This is a genomic window from Comamonas sp. 23, from assembly GCF_049601575.1.
GTDB lineage: Bacteria > Pseudomonadota > Gammaproteobacteria > Burkholderiales > Burkholderiaceae_C > Comamonas > Comamonas squillarum.
On record NZ_CP187127.1, the window covers coordinates 2358390 to 2373332 of the forward strand.

General features: G+C 61.4%; 11 protein-coding genes and 11 tRNA genes. 19 read left to right on the forward strand and 3 right to left on the reverse strand.

Features of this window, described 5'->3' with window-relative positions:
* Nucleotides 1–2: 2 nt before the first annotated feature.
* The 13 genes from ACPEE1_RS10545 to ACPEE1_RS10605 all read left to right on the forward strand — a co-directional run bounded on the left by ACPEE1_RS10545 (nucleotide 3) and on the right by ACPEE1_RS10605 (nucleotide 4158).
* On the forward strand, nucleotides 3–1217 hold the full coding sequence (locus ACPEE1_RS10545; protein WP_182342082.1) for an O-succinylhomoserine sulfhydrylase: 1215 nt from the start codon (nucleotides 3–5) through the stop codon (nucleotides 1215–1217).
* Nucleotides 1214–2614: a glutamate--tRNA ligase gene (gltX, locus tag ACPEE1_RS10550; RefSeq protein WP_423936301.1), complete on the forward strand. Its 1401-nt coding sequence runs from the start codon at nucleotides 1214–1216 to the stop codon at nucleotides 2612–2614. Before ACPEE1_RS10545 ends, gltX begins: the two co-directional genes overlap by 4 nt.
* 64 nt (nucleotides 2615–2678) lie before the next feature.
* Nucleotides 2679–2754 (forward strand) — tRNA-Ala (locus ACPEE1_RS10555).
* A 37-nt stretch (nucleotides 2755–2791) separates the two neighbouring features.
* Nucleotides 2792–2867, forward strand: a tRNA-Glu gene (locus ACPEE1_RS10560).
* Nucleotides 2868–2915: 48 nt separating this feature from the next.
* Nucleotides 2916–2992, forward strand: a tRNA-Asp gene (locus tag ACPEE1_RS10565).
* A gap of 83 nt (nucleotides 2993–3075) precedes the next feature.
* Nucleotides 3076–3151, forward strand: a tRNA-Glu gene (locus ACPEE1_RS10570).
* Between the two features lie 48 nt (nucleotides 3152–3199).
* Nucleotides 3200–3276: transfer RNA gene (locus tag ACPEE1_RS10575), tRNA-Asp, on the forward strand.
* 107 nt (nucleotides 3277–3383) lie between these two features.
* A tRNA-Ala gene (locus ACPEE1_RS10580) sits at nucleotides 3384–3459 on the forward strand.
* 57 nt (nucleotides 3460–3516) lie between these two features.
* A tRNA-Glu gene (locus ACPEE1_RS10585) sits at nucleotides 3517–3592 on the forward strand.
* 48 nt (nucleotides 3593–3640) lie between these two features.
* Nucleotides 3641–3717 (forward strand) — tRNA-Asp (locus ACPEE1_RS10590).
* A 107-nt stretch (nucleotides 3718–3824) separates the two neighbouring features.
* A tRNA-Ala gene (locus tag ACPEE1_RS10595) sits at nucleotides 3825–3900 on the forward strand.
* Between the two features lie 57 nt (nucleotides 3901–3957).
* Nucleotides 3958–4033, forward strand: a tRNA-Glu gene (locus ACPEE1_RS10600).
* A gap of 48 nt (nucleotides 4034–4081) precedes the next feature.
* Nucleotides 4082–4158: transfer RNA gene (locus ACPEE1_RS10605), tRNA-Asp, on the forward strand.
* Between the two features lie 140 nt (nucleotides 4159–4298).
* Here ACPEE1_RS10605 and ACPEE1_RS10610 read toward each other — a convergent pair.
* From ACPEE1_RS10610 to ACPEE1_RS10620, 3 genes are all read right to left on the reverse strand, one after another.
* Nucleotides 4299–5057, reverse strand: coding sequence for a 3-hydroxyacyl-CoA dehydrogenase (locus tag ACPEE1_RS10610; protein WP_116924125.1), 759 nt, complete (start codon nucleotides 5055–5057; stop codon nucleotides 4299–4301).
* Nucleotides 5058–5163: 106 nt separating this feature from the next.
* Nucleotides 5164–6207, reverse strand: coding sequence for an extracellular solute-binding protein (locus ACPEE1_RS10615; RefSeq protein WP_116924124.1), 1044 nt, complete (start codon nucleotides 6205–6207; stop codon nucleotides 5164–5166).
* Nucleotides 6208–6563: 356 nt separating this feature from the next.
* The gene (locus tag ACPEE1_RS10620; RefSeq protein ID WP_116924472.1) at nucleotides 6564–7121 is read right to left on the reverse strand and encodes a phasin family protein; all 558 of its coding nucleotides are present in this window, start codon (nucleotides 7119–7121) and stop codon (nucleotides 6564–6566) included.
* Nucleotides 7122–7516: 395 nt separating this feature from the next.
* Between ACPEE1_RS10620 and ACPEE1_RS10625 the strand changes: the two genes are divergently transcribed.
* The 6 genes from ACPEE1_RS10625 (at nucleotide 7517) to ACPEE1_RS10650 (ending at nucleotide 14942) form a co-directional block, all read left to right on the forward strand.
* Nucleotides 7517–7975, forward strand: a complete 459-nt coding sequence (locus tag ACPEE1_RS10625; protein ID WP_232539367.1) for an acyl-CoA thioesterase — start codon at nucleotides 7517–7519, stop codon at nucleotides 7973–7975.
* Nucleotides 7976–8144: 169 nt separating this feature from the next.
* Entirely contained in the window at nucleotides 8145–9398 is a 1254-nt protein-coding gene (gene pncB, locus ACPEE1_RS10630) for a nicotinate phosphoribosyltransferase (RefSeq protein ID WP_182342079.1), read from the forward strand.
* A gap of 130 nt (nucleotides 9399–9528) precedes the next feature.
* Nucleotides 9529–10950, forward strand: coding sequence for a sodium:proton antiporter (locus tag ACPEE1_RS10635; protein WP_116924123.1), 1422 nt, complete (start codon nucleotides 9529–9531; stop codon nucleotides 10948–10950).
* A 19-nt stretch (nucleotides 10951–10969) separates the two neighbouring features.
* Nucleotides 10970–11965, forward strand: coding sequence for a 2-hydroxyacid dehydrogenase (locus tag ACPEE1_RS10640; RefSeq protein ID WP_116924122.1), 996 nt, complete (start codon nucleotides 10970–10972; stop codon nucleotides 11963–11965).
* A gap of 176 nt (nucleotides 11966–12141) precedes the next feature.
* Entirely contained in the window at nucleotides 12142–13629 is a 1488-nt protein-coding gene (gene rmuC / locus ACPEE1_RS10645) for a DNA recombination protein RmuC (protein ID WP_420093986.1), read from the forward strand.
* A gap of 53 nt (nucleotides 13630–13682) precedes the next feature.
* Nucleotides 13683–14942 (forward strand): MFS transporter, encoded by a 1260-nt coding sequence (locus ACPEE1_RS10650; RefSeq protein ID WP_116924120.1) that lies wholly within the window; start codon nucleotides 13683–13685, stop codon nucleotides 14940–14942.
* Nucleotide 14943 lies beyond the last annotated feature (1 nt).

The window sequence follows — 14943 nt, forward strand, 5'->3', positions numbered from 1 at the left end:
GAATGACTGATAAGAAATTGCCGCCGGGCCTGCATCCCGATACCTTGGCGGTGCGTGAGGCGGTGGAGCGCAGCCAATGGGGCGAGCACAGCGAAGCCCTGTACCTGGCCAGCAGCTTTGTGCAACCCAATGCCGAGACGGCCGCGCGCCGCTTTGCCGCGCTGGAGGAGGGCTATACCTACACCCGCACCGGCAACCCGACGGTGACCAGCTTTGAGCGCCGCCTGGCCGCGATGGAAGGCACCGAGTGCGCCATCGCCACCTCGACGGGCATGTCTGCCATTTTGCTGGTGGCACTGACCGTGCTGAAGACTGGCGACCATGTGATCTGCTCGCAGTCCATGTTCGGCTCGACGATCAAGCTGCTGGGCACCGAGATGGCGCGCTTTGGCGTGGAAACCAGCTTTGTGTCGCAAACGGATGTGGAGGCCTGGAAGGCCGCCATCCGGCCCAACACGCGCATGCTGTTTGCCGAGACGCCGACCAATCCGCTCACCGACCTGTGCGACATTGCCGCGCTGGCCGAGCTGGCCCATGCGCATGGCGCCTTGCTGGCCGTCGACAACAGCTTTGCCACGCCGGTGCTGCAGCAGCCAGCCAAGCTGGGCGCTGATCTGGTCGTGCATTCGGGCACCAAGTTCCTCGATGGCCAGGGCCGCGTGATGGCCGGCGCCGTCTGCGGCACCGTCGCGCTGGTCGACAAGGTCATGGGCACCTTCTTGCGCAGTGGGGGTCTGAACCTCTCGCCGTTCAACGCCTGGGTGGTGATGAAGGGAATGGAGACCCTGTCCTTGCGCGTCAAGGCCGAAAGCGCCGCCGCGCTGGAGCTGGCACGCTGGCTGGAAGGGCACCCTAAGGTGGCCCGGGTCTACTACCCTGGCCTGGAAAGCCACCCCCAGCATGCGCTGGCGATGCGCCAGCAAAATGGCATGGGCGGCGCTGTGCTGGCCTTCGATGTGGTGGGCCAGGGCGCTGAACAACTGCGCGCCAATGCCTTCCATGTGGTTGACAGCACCTTGCTGTGCTCGATCACGGCCAACCTGGGGGATGTGAAGACCACGATCACCCACCCGGCCAGCACCTCGCATGGCCGCCTGACCGAAGAGCAGCGCCAGTCCGCTGGCGTGGGCCAGGGCCTGATCCGCATTTCCGTCGGTCTGGAACACCTGGATGATTTGAAAGCCGACCTGTTGCGCGGCCTGGATACCCTGACATGAGCACCAAAGTACGTACCCGTTTTGCCCCGTCGCCTACCGGCTTTATCCATCTGGGCAATATCCGCTCGGCCCTCTACCCCTGGGCCTTTGCACGCGCCAACCAGGGCGATTTCATCCTGCGCATTGAAGACACCGATCTGGAGCGCTCCAACCAGGCCTCCGTTGATGTGATTCTGGAAGGCATGGCCTGGCTGCAACTGGACCCCAACGAGGGCCCGTTCTACCAGATGCAGCGCATGGACCGCTACAAGGAAGTGCTGGCCACCCTGCAAGAAAAGGGCGCCGTCTACCCCTGCTACATGAGCATGGAAGAGCTGGACGCGCTGCGTGAAAAGCAGATGGCCAACAAGGAAAAGCCGCGCTACGACGGCACCTGGCGCCCTGAAGAGGGCAAGGTGCTGCCGCCGGTGCCCGAAGGCGTCAAGCCCGTGCTGCGCTTCAAGACACCGCTGACGGGCGTCGTGGCCTGGGAAGACAAGTGCAAGGGCCGCATCGAGTTCCAGAACTCCGAGCTCGATGACCTGGTCATCGCCCGTCCCGATGGCACGCCGACCTACAACTTCTGCGTCTGCGTCGATGACATGGACATGGCGATTACCCACGTGATCCGTGGTGACGACCATGTCAACAACACGCCGCGCCAGATCCACATCTTTGAAGCGCTGGGCGCCGATGTGCCCGTGTTTGCCCACCTGCCCACCGTGCTCAATGAGCAGGGCGAGAAGATGAGCAAGCGCAATGGCGCCAAGGCCGTCACCCAGTACCGTGACGAAGGCTACCTGCCCGATGCGATGGTGAACTACCTCGCGCGCCTGGGCTGGAGCCACGGCGATGACGAGATTTTCTCGCGCCAGCAGTTCCTCGATTGGTTCAACCTGGACCACCTGGGCCGCAGCGCGGGCCAGTTTGACGAGGCCAAGCTGCGCTGGGTCAATGCCCAGCACATGAAGCTGACGCCCGATGATGAGCTCGCTGCCATGCTGACCCCGTTCATGAAGAACCTGGGTCTGGACAGCATCACCGTGGGTGATGGCCGCCTGCCGCGCATCTGCGCGCTGTTCAAGGACCGCTGCGATACCTTGGCGGACCTGGCGCAATGGGCCCGCGTCTTCTACCAGGACGTGCAGCCCAGCGCGGAAGACCTGAGCTCCCATGTGACGCCCGAGATCATCCCGGTGATCGACGAGTTGCTGCAGGTGCTGCAAGAGGGCGATTGGAGCAAGGAGGCGATCAGCGCCGGCTTCAAGCAGGTGCTCAAGACGCACGGTATCAAGATGCCGCAACTGGCCATGCCGGTGCGTGTTTTGGCCGTCGGCACAGCCCATACGCCATCGGTGGACGCGGTGCTTGCATTACTCGGTCGTGAAAAAATTATCGAAAGACTGCAAAAGCGCTGAAATACACCCTATAATTCGAGTCTTCGGTGAGCAGCAACAAGTAAATTGTAAAACTTGCCGATACGGGGGTATAGCTCAGCTGGGAGAGCGCTTGCATGGCATGCAAGAGGTCATCGGTTCGATCCCGTTTACCTCCACCAAAGATTATCGGAAACGAGAAATCGGTTCTTAGGTTTTGACCCTATCGTCTAGAGGCCTAGGACATCACCCTTTCACGGTGAGTACCGGGGTTCGAATCCCCGTAGGGTCGCCAAGTTTGAAGCGCTTGATGCTATATAATAGCTAGCAAAGCTTCCTGCCAGGAGTGGTAGTTCAGTTGGTTAGAATACCGGCCTGTCACGCCGGGGGTCGCGGGTTCGAGTCCCGTCCACTCCGCCAGTTTGGTCAGTCGCTCGATGAGAAGCGCCTTTGATTAAGAGGGCGCTTTTTTAATCGATGGCCGCAAGGCAAGTCCAGGTTTTGACCCTATCGTCTAGAGGCCTAGGACATCACCCTTTCACGGTGAGTACCGGGGTTCGAATCCCCGTAGGGTCGCCAAGTTTGAAGCGCTTGATGCTATACAATAGCTAGCAAAGCTTCCTGCCAGGAGTGGTAGTTCAGTTGGTTAGAATACCGGCCTGTCACGCCGGGGGTCGCGGGTTCGAGTCCCGTCCACTCCGCCACAGTTTTAAAATTTGTTGAGATCGTTTCAGGACGCGAAGGCATCGCGAAGCTGTACTCAGGTACAGCGAGTGGTGGCGACAAAGTCATGGAGCGATATCAGCAAATTGGGGGTATAGCTCAGCTGGGAGAGCGCTTGCATGGCATGCAAGAGGTCATCGGTTCGATCCCGTTTACCTCCACCAATTAAACTTGTCTGAGGCATTGCACCAGCAATGCAGCGCAGGCAACGTTCTAGGATTGACCCTATCGTCTAGAGGCCTAGGACATCACCCTTTCACGGTGAGTACCGGGGTTCGAATCCCCGTAGGGTCGCCAAGTTTGAAGCGCTTGATGCTATACAATAGCTAGCAAAGCTTCCTGCCAGGAGTGGTAGTTCAGTTGGTTAGAATACCGGCCTGTCACGCCGGGGGTCGCGGGTTCGAGTCCCGTCCACTCCGCCACAGTTTTAAAATTTGTTGAGATCGTTTCAGGACGCGAAGGCATCGCGAAGCTGTACTCAGGTACAGCGAGTGGTGGCGACAAAGTCATGGAGCGATATCAGCAAATTGGGGGTATAGCTCAGCTGGGAGAGCGCTTGCATGGCATGCAAGAGGTCATCGGTTCGATCCCGTTTACCTCCACCAATTAAACTTGTCTGAGGCATTGCACCAGCAATGCAGCGCAGGCAACGTTCTAGGATTGACCCTATCGTCTAGAGGCCTAGGACATCACCCTTTCACGGTGAGTACCGGGGTTCGAATCCCCGTAGGGTCGCCAAGTTTGAAGCGCTTGATGCTATATAATAGCTAGCAAAGCTTCCTGCCAGGAGTGGTAGTTCAGTTGGTTAGAATACCGGCCTGTCACGCCGGGGGTCGCGGGTTCGAGTCCCGTCCACTCCGCCAGATTCCAAAAGCCTTCTTGTCATGCGGCAAGAAGGCTTTTTTCATGGCGGCGGCCTGTGCGCAGCGCCCAAGAAAAAGCCGATCAGCGGGTTGCGTCGCAGATCGGCTTTTTACATGCCAAGGCCCGCAGGCCTGTGGGATTACTTGGGTGCCAGGCGAATGGCGCCATCGAGGCGAATCACTTCGCCATTGAGCATGTCGTTCTCGACAATGTGCTTGACCAGCTTGGCATAGTCCTCAGGGGTGCCCAGGCGGCTGGGGAAGGGCACGCCGGCGGCCAACGCATCCTGCACCTCCTGGGGCATGCCAAACAGCATGGGGGTGCCGAAAATGCCGGGCGCAATCGTCATGTTGCGGATGCCGCTGCGCGCCAGATCGCGGGCGATGGGCAAGGTCATGCCGACGACACCGCCTTTGGAGGCGGCATAGGCGGCCTGGCCAATCTGGCCGTCATAGGCGGCCACGCTGGCCGTCGAGATCAACACGCCGCGCTCGCCCGTGAGTTCCGGCTCATTCTGGGCCATGGCTTCGGCACAGAGGCGAATCATGTTGAAGCTGCCAATCAGGTTGACCGTGATGGTCTTGCTGAACAGCTCGAGCGAATGGGCACCTTTTTTGCCCACGGTCTTTTCGGCCGGTGCAATGCCTGCGCAGTTGACCAGGCCAAACAGCTTGCCCAGCGATACCGCCTTGGCAACCACCGCCTGGGCTTGCTCTGCATTGGACACATCGCATTGCACAAAGGCGCCGCCCAGCTCCTGGGCCAGGGACTGGCCTTTTTCTGCCTGCATGTCGGCGATGACGACCGTGGCACCCTCGCGGGTCAGCATGCGGGCCGTGCCTTCGCCCAGGCCCGAAGCGCCGCCTGTGACGATAAATACCTTGTTGGCGATGTGCATCGCTATGTCTCCTGGTTGTTGGATCGCTGCATCTTAGCCCAGAGCGGGGCGGCGAGCGGTCACAAAAAAAGCCCGCGAACGGGCTTTTCGTGACAGTGTGCGGGGCTTACTGGAAGCCGGCGCGGTCCAGCATCTGCTGCACCTTTGGCATGTTGCTGCCCACGGCGCTGATCGGGATGGTCTCGCTCTTGAACGGCTTGTTCTGGGTCATCGTCTTGAGTGCGGGGTTGTCGGTCTGCACATTCTTGGCAGCAGGCCACTCGTTGTTGCCGTTGGCAAAGTAGGTCTGCGCTTCCGGGCTGGCCAGGTACTCCAGGAACTTGACGGCATTGTCCTTGTTCTTGCTGTACTTGGCGACGGCACCACCGGCGATGTTCAGGTGCGTGCCCCAGCTGCTCTGGTTGGGAAACACCACGCTCACCTTGTTGGTGATCGCGACATCGTCAGGGTTGCTCGAACGCATCAGGCGGGCAAAGTAGTAGCTGTTGGTGATGGCGATATCGCATTCACCGGCGGCCACGGCCTTGATCTGGTCGGTGTCGCCACCCTTGGGTGGGCGTGCCAGGTTGTCCTTGACGCCCTGCAACCATTGCTGGGCCTTGGCCTCGCCGATGTGCTCGGTCACCGCGCCAAACAAGCTCAGGTTGTAGGGGTGCGAGCCCGAGCGGATGCAGATCTTGCCCTTGTTCTTGGGATCGGCCAGCTTTTCGTAGCTGTCGACATCTTCCAGCTTGACCTTGTCCTTGTTGTAGGCGATCACGCGGGCACGGGTCGAGAGGCCGAACCAGGTGATGCCGCCGTCCGCTTCGGGCTGGGCGCGCAGGTTGGCGGGGATCACTTCCTCCAGTTTGGCCGAGCGGATCGGCAGGAACAGGTTGTCCTTCTCGCCGCGGTACAGGCGCGCGGCGTCCACCATCAGCACCACATCGGCAGGGGAGGCGGCGCCTTCTGCCTTGAGGCGGGCCACAATGCCTGCGTCGTCCGAGTCCACACGGTTGATCTTGATGCCGGTCGCTTTTGTGAAGTTGTTATAGAGCGCCTCATCAGTGGCGTAGTGGCGGGCAGAGTACAGGTTGACCACTTCCTGGGCATGTGCTGCGGCACCTGCCGTGATGGCGCAAGCCAGTGCAAGGAGTTTGAAAGAATGCATAGGGCAAAACGTCTCTGTAAAGTTGGAGCAGCGATCTTAATTGAAACAAGAATTGTTTCTATTTAAACCATTGCGTTGCTTGTGCTTATTCAGATCGTCTTAAGTGCGGCCCTGTGGATGGCGCGCCAGCTCAGGCACAAAGCGGGCGGACAAAAAAAAGCCCAGCAAGGCCGGGCTTTAAAAGGATCCCAGAAACCAGGTTTCGAAAAGATCCAAGGAGACAACTGGGTGTGTTGAAATTTTCAACACCATGGGTAAATTATAGGGTTTACCCTTGAGTCTGTCCAGCGCGCTGGCGAATATTTGACCAAACTGTAGGTCTTGGGCAACGGCAGTGCGCTAAAGAGGCTCGCTAGTTAGCGCTTGCGGGCGGTGGCGGCGCTGACGGTGCCAGCAGCCTTGACGGCATTGTTGGTGATGGTGTTGAAGTTGGTTTCAGCCACTTCACCGGCTTGCTTGACCGCCTTTTGCACGGAGTCATACGCATTGTTGGCAGCAGCAACAGCGGTCTTCATCACGGCCACAGCGCTTTCGGAGCCAGCCGGTGCGTTCTTGGCAGCGGTGTCGACAAATTCGTTGAACTTGGACTGGGCTTCGACGGCCTTGTTCTCGAAGGCCTTGCTGAATTCCAGGCTGGTAGCAGCAGCGATTTCGTACAGGTGACGGCTGTAGGCAGCGGTCTTTTCGGCCATGGGTTGCAGCAGGCCGCTTTGAACGCTCAGCAGGTCTTGGGCGTTCTTGGCATCCAGTACAGCCGAGGTGTTGGCCGACACGTCGGACAATGCAGCGCGGGTCGCGGCCACATTCAGTTCCACCAGCTTTTCCACGCCTTCGAAGGCCTTGTTGGTCAGGCCCATCAGGGTTTCCAGATTCGCTTTGTGTGCAGCCAGGATTTGGTCAGGGGTCAATGCCATGTTCATACTCCGTCTCGTTAGAAGTGTTGAAGGTACAAATTCGGGCACGTGCTGTGCGCCGGGGGTTTGTGCATTGCTGTGAATTTGCTGCACTGCACAATGACTCTATTGTTGGGCATCTGCGCGCCTTTTGCAAGCCTTTTTTGTGCAGTGCAGCAAAAAAATCTTTTGGTTTGATTTCAATCATTTACCATTTGTTTAATTGGTTGATAGGGTAACGAATTAATCGTTTGGCAATCAGCTGAAATCGGCTTGCTCTGACGTTGTAATTGCCCCATGTGTCAGCACGATGGCAATGCCTTTGATGGCCTGCCATCGCCTGTCTCCGACGTGCAGCGACGCCCGGCACCAGCACTTCTACAATGCCTGCGAACTTTGTGACCAGGATGGCCAAGATGTCTTCTATGCAGCAGCACGCCGAGCGCCCCCAGCCCCAGCCCCGATCGGCCTATGCGCAGTTTGTGCGTGTGACCACCCGCTGGGCCGACAACGATGCCTATGGGCATGTCAACAATGTCGTGTACTACAGCTGGTTCGACACCGCCGTGAACCGCTTGCTGATCGAAAAAGGCGTGCTCGATATCGAAGCGAGCAGCAGCATTGGCCTGGTGGTGGAGACCCAATGCCACTATTTTGCGCCGGTGTCCTATCCGCAGGACGTGGACGTGGGCGTGCGCGTGGCGCATCTGGGCAAGAGCAGCGTGCGCTATGAACTGGCAATTTTTGTCGCCGGCCAGGCGCAAAGCGCTGCATGCGGGCATTTTGTTCACGTGTATGTGGACCGCAGCAGCCGCCGCCCGGTGGCGCTGCCCGATGCCACACGCCAGGCACTGGAGAGCTTGGAGCTGCAGTAAATAAGAGGCTTGCCCTGCCTGGCAGCAAGGCAGCGGGCAATCGCCTACACTTGCCGCTGTTGCGACCTTATGAAATAGGCGCTGGGTTGTGGATATGAGACATGGCGTCTGCCGCCAGCAGCCAAATAGGCTGCTGCATGGGTTGGCGCGCAACCCTGTGCTGCCAACCATGATTATCCAAAGCCTGCTGGACACCGACCTGTACAAGTTCACCATGATGCAGGTGGTGCTGCACCAGTTCCCCGGGGCCCAGGTGGAATACAAGTTTCGCTGCCGCAACCCCGGTGTGCAACTGGCGCCGTATGTGGACGAGATTCGCGCCGAAATCCAGCACCTGTGCAGCCTGCGTTTTGCCGATGACGAATTGGCTTATCTGCAATCGCTGCGTTTTATCAAAAGCGACTTCATCGATTTTCTGCGGCTCTACCAGCTCAAGGAAAAATACATCACGGTGCTGCCGCTGCCCAGTGGCGAGATCGACATCACGATCACCGGCCCCTGGCTGCATACCGTGTTGTTCGAGATCCCGGTGCTGGCCATCGTCAACGAGGTCTACTTTCGCAATACCCAGCCAGAGCCCGACTGGGCTGAAGGACGCCGGCGCCTGGCAGGCAAGATCGAGGCCATGCGCGGGCCGGGGCTGGAGGCGCTCAAGATTGCCGACTACGGCACGCGCCGGCGCTTTAGCCATCGCTGGCAGCGCGAGGTGCTGGGCAGCCTGGTGGGGGGGCTGGGCGTGGCGACCCATCCGGCAATGCCCGGTGAGCGCCTTGGCCAATTGGCTGGCACCAGCAACACCTTGTTTGCCAAACAGCTGGGCCTGACCCCGCTGGGCACCATGGCCCATGAATACCTGCAGGCCTGCCAGGCGCTGGGCCCGCGCCTGCGCGAGAGCCAGATCTATGGCTTTGACATGTGGGCCAAGGAGTACCGGGGCGACCTGGGCATTGCGCTGTCCGACGTCTATGGCATGGATGCCTTTCTGCGCGACTTTGACCTGTACTTCTGCAAGCTCTTTGATGGCGCGCGCCATGACAGCGGCGACCCTTTCAGCTGGGGCGAGCGCCTGATCGCGCACTACAAGCTGCACAAGGTCGATCCGCTGACCAAGATCCTGATCTTTAGCGATGCGCTGACGATACCGCGCACCATTGCGTTGTTCGAGCGCTTTGAGGGCCGCTGCCAACTGGCCTTCGGCGTGGGCACCAACCTGACCAATGACCTGGGCTACGAGCCGCTGCAGATCGTCATCAAGATGACGCGCTGCAATGGCCAGCCGGTCGCCAAGATCTCGGACACGCCGGGCAAGAGCATGTGCGACGACGAAAAATACCTGGCCTACCTGCGCCAGGTGTTCAACCTGCCCCCCAGCCAGCACATCCCCCCGCAAGGCGTGGCCCCCGCCCCCGCACGTGCGGGTTAATCGGGATGGCTGCCGCCTGCCGCAGCCTGCATTGGGGCTTGGCCGCTGACTAAAATCACCGGGCTGCGTGCGCCTGCCGGACGGTGTTGGGCTGCCATGCATGAATAAGCACAAACACAAGGAGCAGGTTATGGGGCAGCAGTATGGGGTCTGGGGCAGGGCGGCGGTGGGCGCTGCGGTGCTGGCGCCCGGGTGGGCCGGGGCGGCCACCATCAACGGGGCCGAACTCTCTGTTTTCTGGGGCATTCCCTTTGCCGGAATTTTGCTGTCGATTGCGCTGATGCCGCTGTTTCTGCCCAGCTTCTGGCACCACCATTTTGGCAAGGTGGCCGCTTTTTGGGCGCTGGCCTTTTTGCTGCCCTTCGCAGCGGTCTTTGGCCCGGGGCTGGCCGTTGGCAACCTGGCCCATGCACTGGTGGCTGAATACATTCCCTTTGTGATCTTGCTGACGGCCTTGTTCACCGTCTCGGGTGGTATCTATATCCGCGGCAATCTGCATGGCTCGCCGGGTTTGAACACGGCCATCCTGGCCATTGGCGCAGTGCTGGCCAGCTTCATGGGCACGACCGGCGCGTCCATGCTGCTGATCCGCCCGCTGATCCGGGCCAACGATGCCCGCCGCAGCTGCGCGCATGTGGTGGTGTTTTTCATCTTCATCGTCTCCAATGCCGGTGGCTCGCTCACACCGCTGGGTGATCCGCCGCTGTTCCTGGGCTTTTTGAAGGGCGTGGATTTTTTCTGGACCGTGCGCCATATCTTTGCCGAGACCCTGTTCCTCGTCGGCGCGCTGCTGGTCATCTTCTACCTGCTGGACCGCTATATGCTGCGCTTTGATGCGCAAAAGCCCCGCAGCGATCCGACGCCCGACACCCACAGCCTGGGCTTTGAAGGCAAGATCAATTTTGTGCTGCTGGGCGCTGTCGTGGCCCTGGTGCTGCTGAGCGGCTTTTGGAAGTCCGACCTGCAGTGGGACATTGCCGGCGTGGCCGTGGGCTTGCCGTCCGTCGTGCGTGATCTGGGCCTGATTGCGGTGGCCGTGCTGTCCTACAAACTCACGCCCGCGTCGGCCCATGCGGCCAACCAGTTCGACTGGGGCCCGATGCAGGAAGTGGCCAAGCTGTTCGCCGGCATTTTTCTCACCATCATCCCCGTCATCGCGATGCTGCAGGCGGGCGCCAACGGTCCCTTTGGCGCGGTGGTGCGTGCGGTAACCCGGCCCGATGGCTCGCCCGACCCGGCGATGTACTTCTGGGCTGCGGGCCTGCTCAGCAGCTTTTTGGACAATGCGCCCACCTACCTGGTGTTCTTCAACACCGCCGGGGGTGATCCCCAGGTGCTGATGACCTCGATGGCGACCACCTTGGCCGCGATTTCGGCGGGTGCCGTCTTCATGGGCGCGAACACCTATATCGGCAATGCACCCAATATGATGGTCAAGGCCATTGCCGAAAGCCGTGGAGTGCGCATGCCCAGCTTTTTTGGCTACATGGCCTGGTCGTGCGCCATCCTGGTGCCGCTGTTTGTCGTGATGACTTTTATCTGGTTCCGCTGAACCCCCGAGGAAACTGCCGATGTCCCGCCCGAAAATTCTGATTGCCCGCGCCATTTCGCCCGAAGTGGTCACCGTGCTCGAGCAGCACTTCGATGTCCGCTCCAACCAGGACGACATCGCCTGGTCGCCCGCCGAGCTGGCCGAGCGCCTGCAGGGCATGGATGGCGTGCTGACCACCGGCTCGCAGCGCATCGATGCGGCCTTGCTGGCCGCCTGCCCGCAGCTGCAGATCTGCGCCAACATGGCCGTGGGCTACAACAACTTTGATGTGGCCGCGATGACGGCAGCCGGCGTGCAGGGCACGAATGCGCCCGACGTGCTGACCGAGACCACGGCCGATTTCGGCTTTGCGTTGCTGATGGCCACGGCCCGCCGCATCACCGAGAGCGAGCATTTTCTGCGTGCCGGCCATTGGAAGGACTGGCGCTATGACCTGTTTGCCGGCGCCGAAGTGCATGGCAGCACCCTGGGCATTCTGGGCATGGGCCGCATCGGCCAGGCCATTGCCCGGCGCGGCGCGCATGGCTTTGGCATGCAGGTGGTCTACCACAACCGCTCGCGCCTGTCTGCCGAGCTGGAGGCCGATTGCAAGGCCCGCTATGTGAGCAAGCAAGAGCTGCTCAGCACTGCTGACCACCTGGTGCTGGTGCTGCCCTACACCCCCGAGGCCCACCACACGGTTGGCGCAGCCGAGATCGCCAGCATGAAGCCCAGCGCCACGCTGATCAACATCGCGCGCGGCGGCATTGTGGATGATGTGGCGCTGGCCAAGGCGCTGGCGAGCAAGCGCATTGCCGCCGCCGGCCTGGATGTGTTCGAAGGCGAGCCTGCGGTGCATCCCGATCTGCTGGCGCTGTCCAACGTGGTGCTGACGCCGCACATCGCCAGCTCCACGATGGGCACGCGCCGGGCCATGGCCCAGCTGGCGGCTGACAACCTGATCGCCTACCTGGGCGGCCAGGCGCCGGTCACACCCGTCAACCGCCTGGAGCACAGCCGCCGCAGCGCCGCCTGAACGCAAAATATTTCAATAAACATGGCTGTTTGTGCCCACCAGACGGGTGCAAGCAGCTATTATTTTTGCAGTCTTCTCAAACACGGGGAACGGTTGTGAATCTGGATCTGGATCGGTCGCTGCTCAGCCTGGTGCTGCTGGCCTTGGTACTGCTGGCGGTGCTGGCCAACCTGCTGGTGCTGCTGTTGCGCCGGCCCAAAGCCGATCTGGGGGAGGCCTGGCTGCAGCAGCAGGAGCGCCAGGCCCGCGACCAGCAGCAGACCGTGCAGGCGCTGGCGCGCAGCGAAGGCGCGCTCAGCCACCTGTCGCAGCACCTGAGCCTGCAGTTGCGCGAGTTGAACCAGGGCAGCCAAGATGTGATGGGCGAGTTCCGCGAATCGCTGGAAGCGCGCATGGCGCAAAGCCTGGCTGAATCGCGCCTTGGGCGCCAGGAGCTGGCCCAGGCGCTGGCCGGGTTCGAAACCCAGCTCGCCCAGCGCCTGGCCCACCTCGATGCGGCCATCAACCAGCGCCTGTCGGTGCTCGATACCTCGCTCACCCAGCGCGTCGATGCGCTCACCCGCGCCAACCACCAAAGCCTGGCCACCCTCAAGACCGATGTGCAGTCGCACCTGGCGGGCATGCAAGATGGGGTGGGGCGCCAGCTGGCGCAGCTGCTGCAGGCCAACCAGCAGCAGGCCGAGCAGCTGCGCGGCACGCTCAACGAGCGCCTGGCCAGCATCCAGAGCGACAACGCCAGCAAGCTCGAAGAGATGCGCAAAACGGTGGATGAAAAGCTGCATGCCACCTTGGAGCAGCGCCTGGGTGAATCCTTCAAGCTGGTGAGCGACCGGCTCGAACAGGTTCACAAGGGCCTGGGCGAGATGCAGACGCTGGCGGGCAGCGTGGGTGATCTCAAGCGCGTGATGACGAATGTGAAATCGCGCGGTACCTGGGGCGAGCTGCAGCTGGGCATGATCATCGACAACGTGCTGACGGCCCAGCAGTACGCCAGGAACGTCAAGACCGTGCCGGGCAGCGACGAGATGGTGGAGTTCGCCATCCGCCTGCCGGGCCACAGCGATGACAAACCGGTGTGGTTGCCGATCGATTCCAAGTACCCGGTCGAGCACTACCAGCGCCTGATGGATGCGCAAGAAAGCCTGGACAAGGCGGCGATCCAGTCGGCCAGCATCGGCTTTGAAAATTCGATCCGGCTGGAGGCCAAGAAGATCTACAGCAAGTATGTCTCGCCGCCCAACACCACCGATTTTGCGGTGCTCTACCTGCCCACCGAGGGGTTGTTTGCCGAGGTGATGCGCCGGCCGGGTCTGGTGGAAGCCTTGCAGAACGACTGCCGGGTCATGGTCTCGGGCCCAGCCAACCTGGCGGCGATGCTCAGCAGCCTGCAGATGGGCTTCAAGACGCTGGCCATCGAAAAGCGCAGCTCCGAGGTGTGGGCGGTGCTCGGCCAGGTCAAGACCGAGTTCAACAAGTTTGGCGATGTGGTGGAGGCCACGCGCAGGTCGCTGGACCAGGCGGCCAAGAAATTCGAGCAGGTCGATGTGCGCACGCGCGCCATCCAAAAACGGCTCTCGCATGTGCATGAGACACCCGTCGCTGGCGAGCTGGGCCCGTTGACCACCGATACGGACGAAGGCGACAGCGCAGCGGCCCTGACTTAGCCGACAATGCAGGCCAAGCAAGTGCCAGTTGCCCACGGTGCTGAAGGGAACGCGTGAATCGCGAGTTGATACGGCTGATCATCGGCCAGTTTTTTGTCCATACCTGTATGACAGGTACGCGCTTGGCAGCCCCGCTGCTGGCCCTGCGCGATGGCCATACCCCCGGCGCGGTGGGGTTCTTGCTCAGTCTGTTTGCGCTGACCCAGGTGTTCCTGGCGCTGCCGGCGGGCCGCTACGCAGACCGGCATGGCTTCATGAAGCCGATGCTGGCCGCCATTGCGCTGGCCTTTGCCGGCACTGCCATTGGTGTCGCTTTTCCCCGTTTTGAAGTCCTGTGCGTCGCGGCGCTGCTCACGGGGGCGGGCTGCGGCATCTCCATCATTGCGCTGCAGCGCCATGCGGGCCGCGTCGCCCATGAGGCCAGTGAGCTGCGCCAGATCTTCAGCTGGCTGTCGCTGGGCCCGGCGATTGCCAATTTTCTGGGGCCGATGGTCACCGGGCTGATCATTGACCACTCGACCGGCCAGGCCGGCAACAACCTGTCCTACCGCATCGCTTTTGCGGTGCTGGCGCTGTTCTCGGTGGTGGCCTGGTGGTGTGTGCGCAGCGCCCAGGAGATGGAGCCCGCGCCCGCCAAAAGCGATGGCCAGCCCCACCATGCCTGGGACCTGCTGCGCGAGCAGTCCTTCCGCCGCTTGCTGATTGTCAACTGGTTGGTCGCCTCTTGCTGGGATGTACACACCTTTGTCGTGCCGCTGCTGGGCCATGACCGGGGTCTGTCGGCCTCCGAGATCGGTGCCGTGCTGGGCGTGTTTGCGTTGGCGGCCTTTGTGATCCGGGTGCTGCTGCCCGCCATCTCGCGCCACCTGCGCGAGATGACCGTGGTGATGGCCGCGATGGTGCTCACGGCTGCGATTTTTGCGATCTACCCGCTGATGCCCAATGCCTGGGCGATGGCTTTTTGTTCGGCCTTGCTGGGCATCGGCCTGGGCAGTGTGCAGCCGATGGCCATGAGCATGCTCCACCAGATCACCCCCGAGGAGCGCCACGGCGAGGCCGTGGGCCTGCGGCTGATGCTGATCAATGGCTCGAGCGTCTGCATGCCGCTGATGTTTGGCGCCGCAGGGGCGGCCATTGGGGTGGGCGGGGTTTTCTGGGTAATGGGCGGCTTGGTGGGCGCGGGCTCGCGCATGGCCTGGGTGCTGGGCAAAACGCCCTTGCCCAACTTCCGGGTGCTCGACAGCAGCCACAGCGCAGAACCGGCCAGCCATGCGCTGGGTGAGAAACAGGCCCAGCCGCCCCGCGAGCCCTGAT